Origin of the sequence: Virgibacillus sp. (assembly GCF_013393565.1) — a bacterium.
Classification (GTDB): domain Bacteria; phylum Bacillota; class Bacilli; order Bacillales; family Amphibacillaceae; genus Virgibacillus; species Virgibacillus dokdonensis.
Genome location: NZ_JABXHF010000070.1, coordinates 1 through 20,657, shown reverse-complemented (window position 1 = coordinate 20,657; position 20,657 = coordinate 1). Strand labels below are relative to the sequence as shown.

The window sequence follows — 20,657 nt, the reverse complement described above, 5'->3', positions numbered from 1 at the left end:
TCCGACGGAATAACATACCAAGGAAATCATTGAAATACAAAACACCAATGGAGTGTTTCATAGATTATGTCGGTCAGGATTTTGATAAAAGCATGTTGTCTCGCTTAATTTGACAAATCAAAAATAATAAAAACAGGAGGGAATGAATTGCGGTATAAAGAAATAAGTGGAAAAGAAATTGTAAACGTACAAGAAGGAGCAAGGTTAGGCGTATTGGGACAAACAGATTTAGAAATTAATGAAACTACTGGTCAAATTGAAGCTTTTATTATTCCAAATTATAAATGGTTTGGTTTAAAAAAGGAAGCGGAAGAAACCAAAATTCGCTGGAATGCAATTAAAAAAGTGGGCGAGGATATGATTATTATCGATACAGAGAACAGTATATGACATTTTATCAAATAGCTGCTAGTACACCCAGTTGAGGAATTGGAAGATGCGGTCTGACAAGTTTAAGCGAGACATAACAGCAGCTAAATCCCCATCTTTGAAGAGACCTTTAGGTCGTATCCCTATATTAAACCATGATTCAGGATGAAAACTTCTCCCACATTGATTTTTTAAACAGTGCTAAATCAAACGTTGCTGTCTTCCAAATTGGAAGGCTTTTTTATTTGCATAGGAAATGATAAAATGAAGTGCTTATGGATAACGAAATAACCGAATAGCCATTTCTAGCTCCATCGTCCAGCAACGACGTGAATTCACAAAATTGACCTAGATAAGTCATCATCTATTCATCGCTAAGAGGAAGGCCCGACTAAAAACGGGCTTGCCGCCCGACTTCGGCATACTGCTGTTTTAGTGGAATGATTCCTAAATCTTTAGTTGATTCGTTCCATTCGCTACGTTGCTAAACGGGCGCTCCGCACATTTGTTCTTTGCCACACAATTGAAAATCATCTTGGTAACTATTTGCCCCAATACAAGATGATGTAAGATTTTACCTCAGAATTAGAGAAGGAATACAGCATACGTCCTGTTTTGTAAAAGCCCTTTTAAAAAACGTATGAATTTTCCATAAAATGATGCTATCTTTTATGTAGTCGTCTTTCCCAGTTAGAATTTTGCTTCTTAAATTTGTGTATAGTAATTGTTTTCATAAAATGTAATCACTAACTCGATCTCCATACATAAGCTATAAAGAAATGTGAATGAAAATGGTACGTTTGGAGGGTCTTTACAAACATGAACCGAACAATTGCAATAGTCGGCGGAGACGCCCGTTATTTAGAATTAATTCGCCAACTCCAAGCATTAACAGATACAACACTTTTGCTTATTGGGTTTGATAAATTAGAGCAAGGATTCACAGGCTTAAAACAATTGGCTATTGATGAAGTCACACCGAGCGAATTAGACGCGGTTATCTTACCTATAACTGGTACGGATTCTAATGGGATGGTAGAACCTGTTTTTTCAGAAAAAAAAATCCACCTCTCCACGAACTGGTTTCAACAACTGAAAAAATCAACAATTGTATTTTCTGGAATAGCCAATGCTTATTTGAAAAATGCCATAAGCAAAGCAAATATCAAGTTAGTTCCTCTGTTAGACCGAGATGATGTTGCTATATATAACTCTATTCCAACGGCAGAAGGTACGATTATGATGGCCATTGAACATACAGATTTCACGATCCATTCCTCCTGTGTCGTTGTAGTTGGGTTTGGCAGAGTGGGACATACGGTTGCAAATAAATTTTCTTCTCTAGGTGCAAAAGTATCCGTTAGCGCGACTCACATGAAAGATCTAGCAAGAGTAACTGAAATGGGCTTAACAGCAATCCCACTAGATCAATTAGCGCTTCATATGCAAGCGTGTGATTTACTCATTAACACTATCCCAGCTCCTGTAATTAGAAAAGAGGAGATGAAACATCTTCCATCGCATGCAGTTATCATTGACCTGGCTTCAAAGCCTGGAGGAACTGATTTTACGTATGCAAAACAGCGTGGTATTAAAGCCATGTTGGCGCGCAGTTTACCAAGTATAGTTGCACCTAAAACTGCAGGGAAAATATTAGCTAATGTTATAAAACAAGAAATCATTCAAAATCCGTATTGAACATTTAGCTATTTGTGTTTTTGAAAGTTATTTCAGTGCTAGATAAAAAAGGAAAAGATTCATTTGCCAGCTTTAATGGCAATTTTTCATAAGGATAGAAATCCTACACAATAAATACTAATTTCCATAGGAGGTACGATCAATGCGTTTAAAAGGTAAGAGAATTGGTTTTGGCTTAACAGGTTCCCATTGCACATATGACCAAGTTTTTCCACAAATGGAGAAATTAATGGATCTAGGTGCTGAAGTTGTTCCAATTGTAACATACACAGTAAGAACGACTGACACGAAGTTCGGTGATGCTCAGGACCATATGGAAAAGATTCAAACCATTACTGGGAAAGAAATTATAACTACGATGCCTGAGGCAGAACCGCTAGGGCCTAAAATGCCATTAGATTGTATGGTCATTGCTCCGCTAACCGGAAATTCCTTAAGCAAACTTGCCAACGCTTTAACAGACTCACCAGTTTTAATGGCAGCTAAGGCAACAATGCGTAATCAACAACCTGTAGTAGTGGGTGTTTCTACAAACGATGCACTTGGTTTAAATGGAGTTAATCTAATGCGTTTAATGGCTAGTAAGTTTATTTACTTTGTTCCATATGGGCAAGATGATCCTTATTTAAAGCCAAACTCACTTGTTGCAAAAATGGAATTAATACCAGAGACTATTGAATCTGCACTTGAATTTAAACAACTACAACCAGTTATTGTTCCTCATCGAAGCTGATCTGTGATAAAATGATAAGCTAGAAGTCTAATAATCTAGTTTTGGAAAGGAGCAATAAATTCATGTCGCAAAAATCAGCCTATAATGTAGCTGTGGTTGGAGCAACAGGCGCAGTTGGTCATAAAATACTGGAATTATTACAAGAGAAAGATTTTCCAATAAATAAATTGAAGCTTTTATCTTCCAAACGATCTGCTGGTTCTAAACAGGTTTTTAACCAAGAGGAAATCATGGTCGAAGAAGCAGTACCTGAAAGTTTTGAAGGCGTTGATATTGCTTTGTTTTCAGCGGGTGGTTCAGTTTCTAAAAAGCTCGCTTCAGAAGCTGTGAAACGTGGTGCAGTAGTAATTGATAACACAAGCGCCTTTCGTATGGATGAGTCTGTGCCACTTGTAGTTCCTGAAGTCAACAAAGAAGACTTAAAAGATCACCAGGGAATTATTGCCAATCCAAATTGCTCTACCATTCAAATGGTGGCAGCGTTAGAGCCACTAAAAGCTAAATTTGGTTTAAGACGTATTATCGTATCCACTTATCAAGCCGTTTCAGGTGCAGGTAATGAAGCATGTGATGAGTTAGCGAATCAGTCACAAGCTTATTTGTCTAATGAAGAAATGAAAGCAACTATTCTCCCTGTTAAAGGAGATGAAAACCATTTTCCAATTGCATTTAATGCACTACCACAAATTGATCTCTTTCAAGAAAATGGTTATACTTTTGAAGAATTAAAAATGATTAATGAAACGAAGAAAATTATGCATGCACCAGACCTTTCAGTGGCTGCAACTTGTGTACGTTTGCCATTCTTTACGTCTCATGCAGAAAGTGTATATATTGAAGTAGAGAATGAAGATGTAATGGTAAAGGACATTTGGGAAGTGTTACAGCATGCAGAGGGGATCGTGTTGCAGGATAATCCAAAAGAGCAGATTTATCCAACACCTTTAGCTGCAGAGGGTAAACAAGATGTATTTGTTGGTAGAGTTCGCAAGGATTTAGACAATAAACACGGGTTCCATCTATGGATTGTATCTGATAATTTATTAAAAGGCGCAGCTTGGAATACGGTACAAATCGCCCAAGAGTTAATTCAAAATAATTGGTTGCAACGATAGAGGTGTACGAATGGAAATACTCATTCAAAAATTTGGTGGTACTTCGGTACAGTCACAAGAAAACCGAGACCATGTAATTAAACATATAAAAGATGCTTTAGTAAAAGAATATAAACTTGTAGTTGTCGTTTCTGCATTAGGCAGAAAACCTGATCCTTATGCTACAGATACGCTACTCAGTCTGGTAGATTTTCCGGCGAATAAAAATGCTTCACGAGAATTGGATATGCTCATGTCGTGTGGTGAGATTATTTCATCCGTTGTACTTTCTAATGAATTACAAAAGCAACATATTACTGCAACGGCTCTAACTGGCTCACAAGCAGGATTCATTACAACAGATGACTTTACAGAAGCAAAAATTAAAGAAGTAAAGCCAGAACGAATCTTGCAAGAATTAGAAACGCATGATGTGGTAGTTGTCGCAGGTTTTCAAGGAACTACTACATCTGGTGACATTACGACAATAGGACGTGGTGGAAGTGATACAACAGCTGCAGCATTAGGTGTTGCTTTATCAGCTGAGCGGATTGAAATATTCACAGATGTAAATGGTATTATGACTGCTGATCCACGGGTTGTTGAAACAGCAAGACCACTTGATGTAGTTACGTATTCTGAAATTTGTAACTTGGCATATCAAGGAGCAAAAGTCATTCATCCCCGAGCAGTAGAAATTGCTATGCAAGGGAAAATTCCTATGCGTGTGCGTTCTACCTACTCCAAAGATGAAGGAACGCTTGTTACGTCTTCACGTGTAGAAGGGATGGACATTATTGATCTATTAATTACTGGAATTGCACATATGGATGCTATAACTCAGATTCAAGTACAAACGAAAGAGGCAGCATTTGGGATGCAGTCAGACGTATTTAAAGCAATGGCTGAAGCAGGGATTTCTGTTGATTTCATTACCATTTCACCTACAGGGGTGATCTATACTGTACCAAATGCTTACACAGAAAAGGCTGTACACATATTAAACACGCTTGGATTTGAACATGAAATTACTGAGAACTGTGCAAAGGTATCAGCTGTAGGAGCTGGCATGACTGATGTTCCTGGTGTTGCTGCAAAAATTGTGCAAGCATTGACTGATGCGAATGTGCAAATTCTGCAGTCAGCAGACAGCCATACAACCATTTGGGTACTCGTACATGAAAAAGATTTAAAAGCGGCAGTAAATGCATTGCATGAAGCTTTTGAATTGAGTCACATAATCAACTCCGCACAATGAATAGAAAAGGTGATTAGAATGAACTTTGGTAAAGTGTTAACTGCAATGGTCACACCCTTTGATTTAAATGGAAATATTGATTATACGCAGACAGATGCACTTATTGAACACTTGTTGCAAAATGGTACAGAGGGTTTAGTCATTGCAGGAACAACAGGTGAATCACCAACTTTAACTTCTGAAGAAAAAGTGAGCCTGTTTAAACATGTCGTTGGTCAAGTAAATAAACGCGTTCCTGTTATTGCAGGGACTGGAGGGAATAACACGCAAGCTTCGATAGATTTAACCAAGGAAGCAGAACGTTGTGGTGTGGATGCGGTGATGCTTGTAGCACCGTATTACAATAAACCAGATCAACGTAGTCTATTTGCACATTTCAAAACTGTAGCTCAAAGCACATCGCTACCTGTGATGCTCTATAATATACCAGGAAGATCGATTGTAAATATAACCACGGAGACAACTGTAGCGTTAAGTAAAATAGATAATATTGTTTCTGTCAAGGAAGCTAGTGGTGATCTTGATCAAGTGTCTCAAATAATTGAGCTAACAGATGATTCGTTCTCTGTATATAGTGGTGACGATAGTATGACATTACCAATATTGTCTGTTGGAGGTACAGGTGTTATTTCGGTAGCTTCTCATGTGATAGGAAATGAAATGCAGCAAATGATTCAATTGTTTGAAGAAGGAAGCACGTGTCAGGCAGCTAAGCTTCATCGTCAATTGTTGCCTGTTATGAAAGGGTTATTTATGGCGCCTTCTCCTTCACCTGTAAAAGCTGCCCTTCGCATAAAAGGAATAGAAGTTGGTGGTTTGCGTTTGCCACTACTTGAACTATCGCAGCAGGATAAAGATAAATTAACAACGATCTTAGAAAATACCGGTATATAATGCCGGTATTTTTTTATACTATAGGAAAGTATACAGTTTTAAGGTTTATAGTATAAGAAAAACTAAAGCTCCTGCCATAAAGATTTGGCGGTAAGCCAAGTTTTTCTAAGGTAGCATAAAAAATATCCATAGTTATGAGATTGATTGGTAAATGTTTACCTGTTTCATTTGATAAACTGTCGTCAAGTGTAAAAATAAATAATTTTTTTATTTGTCTAACCGGTAAGGTGAAACAAATTTTACCGGAAAAAGAACACAGTAATATTTCTTAAAAGAAGCCTGCATGATTATCGGATGTTCCGTTCATACTATGAGAGGAATAACTTGTTAATGAGGAGTGTGTAAGTAAATGGATAAACAGCCAGAAAAAAAGGACGATCAAACGCAAGATAATAATTCCTCTGCTTTAGTGCAAAAGATTCAACAACTAGGACAATCTAATGTACCACAAGCGCCAGATTCAAATATACATGTGCTTTCCATTATCGGACAAGTAGAAGGGCATGTACAACTCCCACCACAAAACAAAACAACAAAGTATGAGCATTTATTGCCACAATTAGTTGCCATTGAACAGAATCCGAAAATTGAAGGTTTAGTTATCTTATTAAATACGGTTGGTGGTGATGTCGAAGCGGGGTTAGCCTTATCTGAAATGATTACTTCTATATCTAAACCTACAGTCTCGATTGTGCTTGGAGGAGGTCACTCCATTGGGGTGCCTATAGCTGTTGCTACGGACTATTCTTTCATTGCACCGACTGCTACGATGACGATACATCCAATTCGTTTAACAGGTTTAGTTATCGGTGTACCACAGACGTTTGAGTATTTGGATGAAATGCAAAATCGTGTGGTTGACTTTGTCGTAAATCATTCTAATATAACAGAGGAAAAATTTAAAGATTTAATGTTTGCAAAAGGTAATTTAACACGTGATATCGGTACAAATGTTGTTGGGAAAACAGCAGTAGAATATGGCTTAATTGATGATGTTGGCGGTGTTAAAGAAGCAATGAAAAAAGTGAATGAATTGATTAAGCAAAATGGCAATCACGAACAGCAGGTGATGCAATGATTATTTATACACCACTATCAAAAGAAGATATTTTTTATACCTCCCAGGAATACACGGAAAGACAAATGATTTCATACAATGGCAAACCATTATATTGTGAAAAAAGAGCAGATGGATCCTTAGAAATTGTTAAATTATTATCAACCGATCCAAAGGACTTTTTAAATCATCAGTTTTCCCCCGGTACGATTATTTCTCAGATGAATGAAAACTGAATGTAATAAAACTGCTTTTAATCTTTGGTTGAAGGCAGTTTTTTAAAAAAGATAAGAAAGTGTAAAATGAGGTGCTTGCGGATAACGAAATAACGAATAGCGACTACTGTTCCATCATCTAATAACTAAGTAACTTCACGAAATCGCCCTACGATAAGTCATCATCGGTTCGTCGTTAAGAGGAAAGCCGACTAAAAACGGCTTGCCGCTCGACGTCGACATACCCTTTTATTCCTTTATCTCCGTTAATGTGTGCCATTCATTGCGTTACTAAACGGCGCTTGCGCCTCTGTTCTGATTAAATCGTTTTCCATTGTTTCAATGTCACTTTATTGACATTATGATATACTAAGTAGAGCGGAATTGCTTTTGTTAATGACATAGATAAGGTAGAATATGAAAGTTGACTAAATCGGCTATACATATATTATAATTATATTTTCCATAACTTCATAATAGAATGGAAATTTTTTAGTGTAATATTTAAATGTAGAACAAATTGATTGTTGACATGAATCATTCGATCGATAGTAAAGAAAAAAGTGTTTATCCAATGAATGTTACCATCTAATTAGATTGCCAAAAATGATTGAGGTGAAAGTATGGCAAGAAAGAAAAAAAGACGCAGCAGCAAATTAAAAAAACAATTAAAACTAGAGCTAATAGGTCTCTTATTCATTTTCTTAGGCATTTTTGGAAGTGGAGCTAGTGCCATAAGTGATGGAGCTATACCAGGGGGCCTTGAGCACTTATTTCGCTTCTTTTTAGGGATTTGGTATTTTGTTGCATCGGTTTTTTTATTAATAACAGGTATTAAATTAGTAGTAAAACGGAAATTACCTAACTTTGCAACAAAAAGAATGGTTGGCTTTTATATTATATTTGGTGGCGTATTACTCATGACACACACACAAATGTTTGATGAAGTAATTGCATCCACTCAAGAAATATCAATACTTGGATCGACTTGGGAAAATTACTCTAGTTATATGGAAAATCAACTATCATCCGAATATTTAGGAGGAGGAATGACTGGAGCTTTATTGCTTACCTTTTCCTATTACTTATTTTCCTTAACAGGTGCTAAAATTGTAGCTGTTTTTTCCATTATTATCGGTATTATTTTTATGACTGATTTATCAGTAGGCGATGTGTTTTCTAAAATGTGGAAGTGGATTGCAAGTAACGTAAAACACTTGCAAGATACATGGAGGCAAAAACGAACTGCGAAACGTTCCATAAAAGAAAACGAACCTAAATTTGAACAAAATGGCGAAGAGATTACTGAGCATGTTATCTCAGAACCTGTGATTCAAGATTTTACAGACCATACTACGGTAAATGAACAATTTCCTGAAGAAACAGAACAAATTTCTATGGTTCAACAAGAGGAAAAAGCAAATGATAGTTTAGATAATATGCCGATGACGGAAGTAGAAAACTATGAATATATTCTTCCTTCTATGCAATTATTGGCAGAGCCAACAAACAATTCGCAGCAACAGGAAAAATCGCAAATTCAAGCGACGGTTAAAAAATTAGAGAGTACATTTACTAGTTTTGGAGTAAAAGCGCGTGTTACGAAAGTGCATGTAGGTCCAGCGGTAACGAAATATGAAATATATCCAGAAGCTGGTGTAAAGGTGAGTAAAATAGTTAATTTACATGATGATTTGGCATTAGCCCTAGCTGCAAAAGATTTAAGGATAGAAGCACCAATTCCAGGGAAATCTGCGGTCGGAATCGAAGTTCCAAATCAAGAAGTAGCCATGGTATCTTTACGAGAAGTGCTAGAGAGTATCGCACAAAAACAATCTTCTAAACTACTATTTGCTCTTGGCAGAGATATATCCGGAGAAGCAATCGTTGGCGAATTAAATAAAATGCCACATTTACTTATCGCAGGTGCTACAGGAAGCGGGAAAAGTGTCTGTGTAAATGGGATAATTACTACTATTTTAATGCGTGCTAAACCACATGAAGTGAAGATGATGATGATTGACCCTAAGAAAGTTGAATTAAATGTGTATAACGGTATTCCACATTTACTTGCTCCCGTTGTAACGGATCCGAAAAAAGCTTCTCGAGCTCTACAAAAAGTAGTTGCAGAGATGGAGCGACGATATGAACTTTTTTCCGATACAGGAACACGTAATATTGAAGGATACAATGAATATATTAGAAAACATAATCAACATGTTGAAGATCCAGAGCCGAATCTTCCATACATCGTCGTGTTAGTAGATGAATTAGCAGACTTAATGATGGTAGCTTCAAGTGATGTGGAAGATGCAATTACTCGATTAGCTCAAATGGCACGTGCTGCGGGAATTCATCTCATTATTGCCACCCAGCGTCCATCTGTAGACGTTATTACAGGGGTAATTAAGGCGAATATTCCTTCTAGGATTGCCTTTAGTGTATCTTCGGCAACAGATTCTAGAACCATCTTGGATAGTGGCGGAGCAGAAAAGTTATTGGGAAGAGGAGATATGTTGTTTATCCCGGTTGGATCTTCTAAGCCAACTCGTGTACAAGGTGCTTTTCTGTCTGATGAAGAAGTTGAACGCGTAGTAGACCACTGTATTGAACAGCAAAAGGCGTCTTATCAAGAAGAAATGATTCCAGAAGAAGTCAATGAGGTTGCAGAAGAAGTAGACGATGAATTGTATGATGATGCTGTTCAATTAATCACCGAAATGCAAAGCGCTAGTGTATCTATGTTACAGCGCCGCTTTAGAATTGGTTATACTAGAGCGGCAAGGCTAATTGATGCCATGGAACAAAGAGGTATTGTTGGTCCGTATGAGGGGAGTAAGCCACGTACAGTTCTTATCAGTCAAACAGCTGAAGAACATACTTCTTCACATTAATGTTGGAATAAAGCCTCATAAGTAAATTCTTTAACGCAAGAGCTTGCTGAAAATGCCATTGTAGCTTTTTTGCACTATAGGAAAGTATTAATATTTAGAGTTAATAGCGTAAGCAAAACTTGGTTATCGTCATAATTACTTTGGCGATAGCCAAGTTTTGCTAAGGAGCTTTTTGTAATGAACAAGTGATTGGTTTTACAAGTTGCTGTTCAAAGAATTGTACGTAGAAGAAAAGTCAATGCTTTTCAATGACATAATTCTATGGTCCCCCGAATCATTACCCTTTAGCGCACACGCCATTTATTTTTTAGATTTATATAATTGTTGAATTTTGTTGAAAAGGTATTTCTTTCTAAATCTATTCATGCTATGATGAAATTATAAACTAGTAGAATGTCAGAGGTCAGATATCTAATCGGGAATACAGTTTTGGGGTGATGAAGTTTGTCTATTAAACATGATTCAAGGCATTTATATTTACAAGTTATTGATCAAATAAAAAAAGATATTCATAATGGCACGTACAAGGAGAATGAAAAGCTCCCATCGGAATTTCAATTATCCAAGGTGCTAGGTGTTTCTCGGGCAACTTTAAGAGAAGCACTTCGAATATTAGAAGAAGATAATATTGTCACTAGGAAACACGGTGTTGGTACATTTGTAAACCCTAAGCCTGTATTTTCTTCTGGTATTGAACAACTTACAAGTGTTACATACATGATTGAGCAATCAGGAAAAAAAGCCGGAACAGAATATTTATTTACAGATATAAGAGAAGCAACGGACAAGGAAAAGAGCCGATTTGCTCCTCATATTGTAGAGCAATTAGTTGAAATTGAGCGCGTTCGTACAGCCGACGGGGAACCAGTTGTATTTTGTGTTGATAAAATTCCTGAAGAGATCATTCCGGTAGAAAGTGTCCAACAAGCAGATTCCTTTTTTAAATTAATGGAGGATTACGCTAATAAAAGGGTTGCCTATGCCGTGACATATATTGAGCCAATTGGTTACCATGAACGCATTTATAAGACTTTAAACTGCCACAAAGAACAACCATTATTGTTGCTTAGGCAAATGCACTATACTTCCGAAGATGAAGCGGTTTTATACTCAGCAAACTATTTTCGATCCGATATGTTTAGCTTTCATGTTTTACGTAAACGTACGTAAAACAACATTTATAATAAAATGGAAGCGATTTCAAACAAAGGAGGTGGTGCGCTCGAAAATAGTGTGATCAATCGTTGTCGGAAACAAAAAATAAAAGAGGGGGCTATTGTTTTGAAAAGTAGAAAGCTTATTTTATTACTAACTATTTTTATTAGTTTTGGTTTAGTTTTAGCTGCGTGTGGTGGTTCTAATAATGAAGATAAAACAAGTGGTGGAAATGATGGTAAAAAAACAGAAGAAAGCGAAGGGTCTACGGATTATTCCATCGCTATGGTAACAGATGAAGGCGGAGTTGATGACAAATCATTTAACCAATCTTCTTGGGAGGGGCTGCAAGCATGGGGAGAAGAACATGGATTATCAAAAGGAAACGGTTATGATTATGCACAGTCTAATGATGAGTCTGATTATTTGCCAAACCTTACTCGTTTAACAAGAGATGGCTATAACTTGATTTTTGGTGTTGGATATTTACTAGAAGATGCGATCTCAAAAGTAGCAGAACAAAATCCTGATACAAGTTTTTCCATTGTCGATACCGTTGTGGAAGCTCCTAACGTTGCAAGTATTACATTTGCTGAACATGAAGGTTCATTTCTAGCAGGTGTTGCAGCTGCTAAGAAAACCAAAACAAACAAGCTTGGTTTTGTTGGTGGCATGGATTCTGATTTGATTAATAAATTTGAAGTTGGATTTGTTGCGGGAGCAAAATCTGTCGATCCAGATATTGAAGTGGATATTCAATATGTTGGTGATTTTAGTTCAGCTGATGATGCAAAGTTAATTGCTACAAGGATGTATGGTGACGATATAGACATTATTTATCATGCAGCAGGTGCAGCTGGAAATGGCGTATTTAACCAAGCAAAAGATATGAAAAAGAACGATCCTGATAATGAAATTTGGGTGATTGGTGTAGATCGCGATCAGCATGAAGAAGGGAAAATAGGCGAAGATAATGTAACACTTACATCTATGGTAAAGCGAGTGGACTTATCTGTTCAAGAAGTAAGTAATCTTGGTTTAAATGGGGATTTTCCAGGCGGTGAAATATTGGAATTCGCTTTAAAAGACGACGGTGTCTATCTTGCTGATACGAATGAGAATGCTTACACAGAAGAAATTGCTTCAGCAGTTGATGAGTGGAAAGAAAAAATTATTAACGAAGAAGTAGATGTACCGCAAACGCGAAAAGATCTAGAAGAATTTGAAAAGTCGTTGTAAAAAAAGAGGCTGGAGTCAGCCAGCCTCTTTTGAATTTTTATGAAATATAAGTCTAGACATGAAATGTTGAGCTTTACTCGAAAGATGATCAACAGGAGCCTCTTAAGGGGAAACTGTTTTTGTAGTAAAGGAGTGATGTAGTTGGAAGATTATGTGATCGAAATGCTGCATATAAGAAAAGAGTTTCCGGGAGTAGTTGCTAATGATGATGTAACCATCCAATTAAAGCGAGGAGAGGTCCATGCCTTATTGGGTGAAAATGGTGCAGGAAAATCGACCTTGATGAACGTCCTTTTTGGGTTATATCAACCTGAGGAAGGAGAAATTCGAGTGAAGGGTAAGAAAGTATCCATCACCGATCCCAACATTGCTAACAATTTAGGAATCGGTATGGTACATCAACATTTTATGTTAGTCGAACCGTTTACTGTTACCCAAAATATTATTCTCGGTATTGAACCAACAAACAAGGGGAAAATTAATTTAAAGCAAGCAGAGCAAGAAGTGCAAGAATTGTCTGATCGGTATGGTCTTCGAGTAGATGCAATGGCAAAGATAAGTGATATTTCTGTAGGTATGCAGCAACGTGTGGAGATTTTAAAGACGCTTTATCGTGGAGCAGATGTGCTTATATTTGATGAACCAACTGCTGTTTTAACACCACAAGAGATTGCTGAGTTAATGGAAATATTTAGAACTTTACTTGCAGAAGGAAAATCTATCATTTTAATTACGCATAAACTAAAAGAAATTATGGAAATTTGTGATCGCTGTACCGTTATTCGAAAAGGTAAAGGTATTGGCACCGTAAACGTAGCAGAAACAACTGTTACAGAGTTAGCTTCTTTAATGGTTGGTAGAGATATATCTTTTCAAACGAACAAACAACCAGCTGAACCTAAACAAACCGTTCTGAAGATTGATAATCTATTTGTAAGAGATAGCAGAAAAGTAGACATGGTAAAAGGGCTAAATTTAAATGTACGTGCTGGTGAAATTGTAGGTATTGCAGGTATTGATGGGAATGGACAAAGTGAATTAATTGAAGCAATTACTGGTCTTCGCAAAGCGCATAGCGGGAGTGTTGTTATAAATGAAAAACCAATTACAAATCTCTCTCCTCGTAAAGTAACAGAGAGTGGTGTCGGCCATATACCTCAAGATAGACATAAATTTGGGCTTGTGTTGAACTATTCTGTTGCTGAAAATCTCGTTTTACAAACTTATTATAAACGACCTTATTCTAAATTCAAAGTATTAAATTATAAGCAAATTTTGCAAAAGGCAGAACAGCTAATAGAGGAGTATGATGTTCGTACACCTTCTCCATACACAAAAGCGCGTGCGTTGTCTGGGGGGAATCAACAAAAAGCTATAATAGCTAGAGAAATTGATAGATCTCCTGATTTATTAATCGCTGCTCAGCCTACACGAGGATTAGATGTTGGGGCGATTGAATTCATTCACCAAAAGCTCATAGAAGAGCGAGATAAAGGAAAAGCAATTTTATTAGTTTCTTTTGAATTGGATGAAATTCTAGACGTTAGCGACCGAATCGCTGTTATTTATGATGGGAAAATTGTAGCAGATGTAAAGCCAGAAGAGACAAGTGAACAGGAATTAGGCTTATTAATGGCTGGGAGCGGTCGTGTAAAGGATGGTGAAGAATCGTGATGGAAAATAAATGGTTTAACATCCTTGTACCAATTATTTCTGTTCTCATTGGTCTTTTTGCTGGGGCTTTGATTATGTTGTTTTTTGGCTATAATCCTATACAAGGCTACATTGCTTTATTTAAAGGAGCATTCGGTGATTTATACTTTTTTGGTGAAACTATTAGACAGACAACGCCTTACATATTTACAGGCTTAGCCGTTGCATTTGCATTTCGAGCTGGCTTATTTAATATTGGGGCTGAAGGGCAAGTCATTGTTGGTTGGTTGGCAGCTGTTTGGGTAGGCACAGCAATAGACGCTCCGATGTATATTCACCTACCACTAGCTTTACTTGTAGCAGCAATTGCCGGAGGATTATGGGGATTTATTCCCGGCTTGCTAAAAGCAGGATTGGGAGTACACGAAGTAATCATAACGATTATGCTAAACTATGTTGCCCTATATAGTTCTAATGCCATCATCCGCAGCGTTTTAACGGAAAACGCAGATAAAACGGATATGGTTGCTTCGACTGCTTCATTAGCTTCTGAATGGTTAGCAAATGCCACTTATTTTTCCAGAATGCACTATGGCATATTCATAGCAATACTAGCAGCAGTTGCCATGTGGTTTATCATTGAACGGACAAAACTCGGTTTTGAACTAAAGTCAGTAGGGTATAACAAACATGCCTCGAAGTATGCAGGTATGAGTGTAAAACGTAATATTATTTTGGCTATGGTTATTTCTGGCTTGTTTGCTGGTTTAGCAGGTTCTATGGAGGGGTTAGGTACGTACGGTAATATGACTGCGAGTTCTGGTTTCTCCAATATCGGTTTTGATGGAATTGCTGTAGCACTTTTAGGGGCAAACAATGCATTTGGTGTTGTTCTTGCAGCATTCCTATTTGGAGCTTTAAAAGTAGGGGCCTTAAATATGCCAACCCAAGCTGGAGTTCCAAATGAGTTGGTAGATATTATTATTGCTTTAATTATATTCTTCGTCGCCTCAAGCTATCTCATTCGCTGGATAATATTACGGTTTAAAAGGGAGGGAAAATAATTGAGTTTTATAGAATTATTACAATCTGTAATCCCAACTGCACTTTTTTATTCAGCTCCACTTATTTTTACTGCTTTAGGCGGGGTATTCAGTGAACGCTCAGGAGTCGTTAATATTGGCTTGGAAGGTTTAATGGTAATGGGAGCATTTGTAGGTATAGTTTTCAATCTCACCTTTGCTGACGTATTTGGTGCTTGGACGCCATGGATATCTATTCTTGTTGCCATGGGAGTTGGTGCTATCTTTGCCATCATTCATGCCTTAGCCTCCGTCACTTTTTATGCCGATCAAGTAGTTAGTGGTGTAGCAATTAACTTTTTAGCTTTAGGAGTCGGCATTTTCTTAACAAAGCAGTGGTATGATAAAGGTCAAACAGATATGGTGACGCAACCATTTTATACAACAGATATTCCTGTTTTAGCAGATATTCCTTTAATTGGATCTGTTTTCTTTCAAGGAATTTACCCAACTTCCTATGTAGCTATCTTCCTTGCTTTTGTGTCATGGTATATCTTATACAGAACACCGTTTGGATTACGTCTACGTGCAGTAGGTGAACATCCGATGGCTGCTGACACAAATGGTATTAATGTTTATAAGATGCGTTACATCGCTGTGATTATTTCTGGTGCCATGGGTGGCTTAGGTGGATCAGTATTTGCTTTAACGATTGCTTTCAATTTCTCACATGCAACAATTGTAGGACAAGGATTTATGGCTCTAGCAGCCGTTATATTTGGAAAATGGCACCCGCTCGGTGCAATGGGCGCTGCTTTGTTTTTTGGGTTCGCTCAAAGCTTAAGTGTTATTGGTGGAGGTATTCCGCTATTAGAAGATGTGCCGCAAGTATTTTTACTCATAGCTCCTTACGTATTAACTATTTTAGCATTAGCTGGCTTTATTGGTCGTGCAGAAGCGCCAAAAGCAAATGGAGTGCCTTATATTAAGGGGAACCGCTAAAAACTTACTTGGTCATATTCTTTAATAAATACAAGTATAGGAGTAACGCCACAAAGAAATTCATGCAGGTGAATCTTTTATATTTACACTATAGGAAAGTATAAAATTTTCATGAATTATAGTATAAGCAAAACTACGGCTATCGCCATAATTACTTGGCGATAGCCAAGTTTCTCTAAAAAGATAAAAAAGCTCTGTTTGTGTAAAAAAAGTCGCAAGCGAGTTTTTTTTGCTTTATAATGGATGACGAATGATAAATGTGAGCAGAATAAATGAAAAGTCTATATAAGGGAGGATTACCATGCAAGAAATTCAGGAAAACATAAAAGATATTAACGGTTTTAATGTTCATTATATTCCTAATCAAAAGTATAAAACATTGACTGTTGTTTTAAAGTTGCGTGCACCTTTAGATAGGGACACGATTACAAAAAGAGCATTGTTACCATATGTACTAAAGCAAGGTACGAAACAATACCCATCTAAACAAGAACTGCAAATAAAATTAGATGGCTTATACGGAGCTTCTCTTTCTATAGACGGCGCCAAAAAAGGAGAAAACCATATTATTAGTGTGCGACTAGATATTGCCAATCAGAAGTTTTTAGCAGGAGATTCTTCTGTATTTGAAGAAGGTCTACAGCTGCTTTATGATGTGTTATTTAATCCAAATGTTGATGACCAAGGCTTCAATAAGTCTATATTCTCACGAGAGAAGGAGACCTTAAAACAAAAAAACCTGAGCTTAAAAGATGACAAGATGAGTTATGCTAACCTCCGTTTAATTGATGAAATGTGTAAAGGCGAGCCTTATGCAGTTCATGTGCATGGATATTTGGATGACTTGGAAACAATAACTCCGGCTTCTCTTTTTTCTTATTACCAACAAGTAGTTGCAAACGATCAAATTGATATTTATGTGCAAGGGGATCTTTCAAAGGAAAATATGGAAGAGGCAATAAAGAAAGTATTTCAACAAGCAAACAAAAATCAACCAAGATTAAAGCATAAAGATTTGAAAGAACGCCATTTTAACAAAACTGATGTTACACCAAAAGAAATTGTGGAAACAGATAAGGTTCAGCAAGCAAAATTACATATCGGTTACCGCACAAACGTTACGTTTGGAGAGCCTGCTTATTATGCTCTTCATGTACTAAATGGGATTTTCGGTGGTTTTCCAAGTTCAAAATTGTTCATTAATGTTCGAGAAAAGAATAGTCTTGCTTATTATGCTGCTTCTCGTATGGAAAGTCATAAAGGATTATTGTTTGTTTTTAGTGGTATTGCTCCAGAAGATTTTGAAAAGGCAAGAGACATTATAAAAAAACAGGTGGAAGCAATGAAGCAAGGAGACTTTACAACGCAAGATATTGCGGAAGCCAAAGCCGTTATTACTAACCAACTATTAGAGACATTCGACAGCCCGCAAGGAACAATTGAATTTTTATATCAACAAGTTTTAGCAAACAAAAAAATTACTCCTCTTCATTTTGTAGAGCAATTGAATAAGGTGACAAAAGAAGAGATTGTTGCTGTTGCTAAACGCTTGCAAGAAGACACAACTTATTTATTAACGGCAGAGAAAGGAGATAGTCATGAATAAGCACATATATAGTGATATTGATGAAACGCTATATACGGAGAAATTAGCTAATGGATTAACCGTATTTTTATTACCGAAACCAGAACTAGCAAAAACACATGCTTTGTTTACGACGAACTATGGTTCAATTGATTTGCATTTTGCGCCTATAGGTAAAGATGGAGTAATTACTGTTCCAGAAGGAGTAGCTCACTTTTTAGAACATAAGCTCTTCGAAAGTGAAGAAGGGGATGTATTTCATGACTTTTCTAAACAAGGTGCTTCAGCGAACGCTTACACTTCATTTACGAAAACAGCGTATCTTTTCACAGCAACTGATCAAATTGAGAAAAATGTAGAAACACTCATTGATTTTGTCCAACATCCTTATTTTACAGATGAATCCGTAAAGAAAGAAAAGGGGATTATTGCTCAAGAAATAAGGATGTATGATGACCAGCCTGATTGGCAAGCTTTTATGGGCACCATTAAAGCAATGTTTCAAAATCACCCACTTAATGTAGACATTGCAGGGACAGTTGAATCGATCTACCAAATCACAAAAGAAGATTTATATACATGCTACCATACCTTTTATCATCCTGAGAATATGGTTTTATTTATTGCTGGAAACTTTGAACCGGAAAAAATGGGGCAGTTAATTAGAGAGAATCAAGACAAAAAACAGTTTGCCAAGATGGAGCAGTTAAAACGGAAGTTCCCTAATGAGCCAAATGCGGTAGCAGAGCGAGAAAAGCGAATAACTATGCCTGTCTCGATTCCTAAATGTACGCTAGGAATAAAACGTGTTAATCAGCAACTGTCTAAAGATGAGCTTTTAATAGAAGATTTACTTCAGGATATGTTATTGGACTATTATTTTTCAAAAGGCGGACCATTTTACGAGGAACTTTATAATGAAAATCTAATTGATGATAGTTTCTTTTTTGAATCAAATATTGATCGAGATTTTGGGTATGTATTGATTGGTAGTAATACGAGACACCCAGAACACTTTTCCGAACGCTTAAAATCCATGTTACTTGGTATCCGGGAAGCGAATTTAAATGAAGAAACTTTCCAGCGTATAAAGAAGAAGAAAATAGGTCAGCTGCTACGTATGATGAACCGCTTAGAGAACATAGCAAACGCTTATACACATTATCATATGCTAGGTATTGACTTCTTTACATTACTTTCAGCTGTTCGAGAGTTAACTTTGGAGGATGCGAAGCAATTTATGTATTCTTGGATAGACGAAGAACGGTTATCAGTTTGTACGATCGATGCGGAGTAAGCTGCAATGAAAAGAAACATTCTTATAATAGGGGCTAGTGGAGATATCGGTTCAGCAATAGCTGAACAATTATTACAACATGGTTACCAATTAATACTCCACTATTATACAAACAAACGAGTAATTGATGAACTTTGTGACGCATATCCTGAATCTATTTTAGCCACGTATCAAACAGATTTAAGTAAAAACAGATCTTGTGAACAGTTGATGCAAAGTTTACCCTTCGCTATTGATGGAGTGGTCTTTGCAAGCGGGAAAGCACATTACGGTTTGTTTCAAGATACTAGTGAGGAAACGATGGATGCTATGATTCAACTACATGTTAAATCACCTTGGCTTATTACCAAATACCTTCTTCCGGATATGATTGCAAAACAAGCAGGTTCCATCTTATTTATAACATCGATTTGGGGAGAACAAGGTGCCAGTAACGAAGTCGTTTACTCTGCAGTTAAAGGAGCACAAAATAGCTTTGTTAAAGCACTTGCGAAAGAAGTTGCACCTTCTGGGATTTCGGTTAACGCCATTAGCCCAGGTTATATTGAAACAAAGATGAATCATCATTTATGTAAGGAAGAAAGAGAAGCAATTTTAACAGAAATTCCAATGAATAGAGCGGGGAAACCAGAAGAAATTGCATCTTTTGTAACTTTTCTATTAGCTAGTGAAAGGAGCTATATACAAGGGGCAATTTTAGATGTAACAGGCGGTTGGTAACTTTTCTTCTACCCAACATGCATAAACTTGAAAATCTCTCAAATACTATGCATGTATAAATTGGAAGGAGGAAAAAAGATGTCCGTTCTTGATAATTTTGATTCATGGAAAAGCTTTTTAGCTAATAAGCTTACACAAGCACAACAACAAGGAATGAGTAATGAAACAGTTCAAAATATTGCTCATGAGATTGGTGATTATTTAGCACAGCACGTTGATGCTAAAAACAAAGAAGAGGCTGTACTGCGTGACTTATGGAATTCAGCTTCTGATGAAGAACAGCAAGTACTAGCTAATACGATGATTAAATATGTTCAAAACCAAGGAAATTGAACAATCTATATGAAATTCCAATTGTCTGCCACGCTTCGTCTGTAGCGTGGCAGAATTTATTATGGTCTTAGAAAACCCCTGGCTATGCCGGGGGTTCCAGAAAGCTTATAGCGTGGTGTCAAAAAAAGCCTCTCTTCATGGTAAGATAAGGTTGGTTTCCCGACCACCAAATCTCACCACAGAAGGAGGCATATCCAATGAAGGACAAGAATAGTTTAGCACATACGCAGTGGAGATGTAAGTATCATTTAGTTTTTGCACCAAAATATAGAAGGCAAATTATCTATGGAAAATAAAAAAAAAGTATAGGAAAAATAATCAGAGAACTCTGCGACAGAAAAGATGTTGAAATACACGAAGCAAATGCATGCAGGGACCACATCCATATGTTGGTGAGTATACCACCAAAACTGAGTGTATCTCAATTCATGGGTTACTT

The 20,657-nt window shown here is 36.9% G+C and carries 18 protein-coding genes and 2 pseudogenes; all 20 read left to right on the top strand.

What is annotated here, in order from left to right:
• Nucleotides 1-113, top strand: a pseudogene (locus HLX49_RS17200) (IS30 family transposase); the annotation flags it as partial.
• A gap of 34 nt (nt 114-147) precedes the next feature.
• Entirely contained in the window at nt 148-390 is a 243-nt protein-coding gene (locus tag HLX49_RS13840) for a YlmC/YmxH family sporulation protein (RefSeq protein ID WP_077703983.1), read from the top strand.
• Nucleotides 391-1,188: 798 nt separating this feature from the next.
• Nucleotides 1,189-2,067, top strand: a complete 879-nt coding sequence (gene dpaA, locus HLX49_RS13835; protein ID WP_077703977.1) for a dipicolinic acid synthetase subunit A — start codon at nt 1,189-1,191, stop codon at nt 2,065-2,067.
• A gap of 142 nt (nt 2,068-2,209) precedes the next feature.
• Complete coding sequence (gene dpaB, locus HLX49_RS13830) at nt 2,210-2,800, top strand: dipicolinate synthase subunit B (RefSeq protein WP_101933997.1); 591 nt, start codon at nt 2,210-2,212, stop codon at nt 2,798-2,800.
• A 62-nt stretch (nt 2,801-2,862) separates the two neighbouring features.
• Nucleotides 2,863-3,915, top strand: a complete 1,053-nt coding sequence (asd, locus tag HLX49_RS13825) for an aspartate-semialdehyde dehydrogenase (RefSeq protein WP_077703972.1) — start codon at nt 2,863-2,865, stop codon at nt 3,913-3,915.
• Nucleotides 3,916-3,925: 10 nt separating this feature from the next.
• Entirely contained in the window at nt 3,926-5,152 is a 1,227-nt protein-coding gene (gene dapG, locus HLX49_RS13820) for an aspartate kinase (RefSeq protein WP_296362595.1), read from the top strand.
• Between the two features lie 18 nt (nt 5,153-5,170).
• Nucleotides 5,171-6,046: a 4-hydroxy-tetrahydrodipicolinate synthase gene (gene dapA / locus HLX49_RS13815; protein ID WP_077703966.1), complete on the top strand. Its 876-nt coding sequence runs from the start codon at nt 5,171-5,173 to the stop codon at nt 6,044-6,046.
• Nucleotides 6,047-6,395: 349 nt separating this feature from the next.
• Entirely contained in the window at nt 6,396-7,124 is a 729-nt protein-coding gene (locus HLX49_RS13810) for a ClpP family protease (RefSeq protein ID WP_077703963.1), read from the top strand.
• Nucleotides 7,121-7,339 (top strand): YlzJ-like family protein, encoded by a 219-nt coding sequence (locus tag HLX49_RS13805; RefSeq protein ID WP_077703960.1) that lies wholly within the window; start codon nt 7,121-7,123, stop codon nt 7,337-7,339. The genes HLX49_RS13810 and HLX49_RS13805 overlap by 4 nt, the downstream gene beginning before the upstream one ends.
• A 602-nt stretch (nt 7,340-7,941) precedes the next feature.
• On the top strand, nt 7,942-10,212 hold the full coding sequence (locus tag HLX49_RS13800; protein WP_077703957.1) for an FtsK/SpoIIIE family DNA translocase: 2,271 nt from the start codon (nt 7,942-7,944) through the stop codon (nt 10,210-10,212).
• 444 nt (nt 10,213-10,656) lie between these two features.
• Nucleotides 10,657-11,382 (top strand): GntR family transcriptional regulator, encoded by a 726-nt coding sequence (locus HLX49_RS13795; protein WP_077703954.1) that lies wholly within the window; start codon nt 10,657-10,659, stop codon nt 11,380-11,382.
• A 111-nt stretch (nt 11,383-11,493) separates the two neighbouring features.
• On the top strand, nt 11,494-12,606 hold the full coding sequence (locus HLX49_RS13790) for a BMP family lipoprotein (RefSeq protein WP_077703951.1): 1,113 nt from the start codon (nt 11,494-11,496) through the stop codon (nt 12,604-12,606).
• A gap of 162 nt (nt 12,607-12,768) precedes the next feature.
• Nucleotides 12,769-14,280, top strand: a complete 1,512-nt coding sequence (locus tag HLX49_RS13785) for an ABC transporter ATP-binding protein (RefSeq protein WP_296362601.1) — start codon at nt 12,769-12,771, stop codon at nt 14,278-14,280.
• Nucleotides 14,277-15,323 (top strand): ABC transporter permease, encoded by a 1,047-nt coding sequence (locus HLX49_RS13780; RefSeq protein ID WP_269467139.1) that lies wholly within the window; start codon nt 14,277-14,279, stop codon nt 15,321-15,323. Before HLX49_RS13785 ends, HLX49_RS13780 begins: the two co-directional genes overlap by 4 nt.
• Nucleotides 15,324-16,283 carry an ABC transporter permease gene (locus HLX49_RS13775; RefSeq protein ID WP_296362586.1) on the top strand — a complete coding sequence of 320 codons (960 nt, stop codon included), beginning with the start codon at nt 15,324-15,326 and terminating at the stop codon, nt 16,281-16,283.
• A gap of 301 nt (nt 16,284-16,584) precedes the next feature.
• A complete protein-coding gene (gene yfmF, locus HLX49_RS13770; protein WP_077703943.1) occupies nt 16,585-17,889 on the top strand; it encodes an EF-P 5-aminopentanol modification-associated protein YfmF in 1,305 nt (434 codons plus the stop codon).
• A complete protein-coding gene (gene yfmH / locus HLX49_RS13765) occupies nt 17,882-19,165 on the top strand; it encodes an EF-P 5-aminopentanol modification-associated protein YfmH (protein WP_296362583.1) in 1,284 nt (427 codons plus the stop codon). Before yfmF ends, yfmH begins: the two co-directional genes overlap by 8 nt.
• Before the next feature lie 6 nt (nt 19,166-19,171).
• Nucleotides 19,172-19,885: an elongation factor P 5-aminopentanone reductase gene (gene ymfI, locus HLX49_RS13760; RefSeq protein ID WP_077703938.1), complete on the top strand. Its 714-nt coding sequence runs from the start codon at nt 19,172-19,174 to the stop codon at nt 19,883-19,885.
• Nucleotides 19,886-19,963: 78 nt separating this feature from the next.
• Complete coding sequence (locus tag HLX49_RS13755) at nt 19,964-20,218, top strand: DUF3243 domain-containing protein (protein WP_073004948.1); 255 nt, start codon at nt 19,964-19,966, stop codon at nt 20,216-20,218.
• A 197-nt stretch (nt 20,219-20,415) separates the two neighbouring features.
• Nucleotides 20,416-20,657: pseudogene (gene tnpA / locus HLX49_RS13750) on the top strand (IS200/IS605 family transposase); the annotation flags it as partial.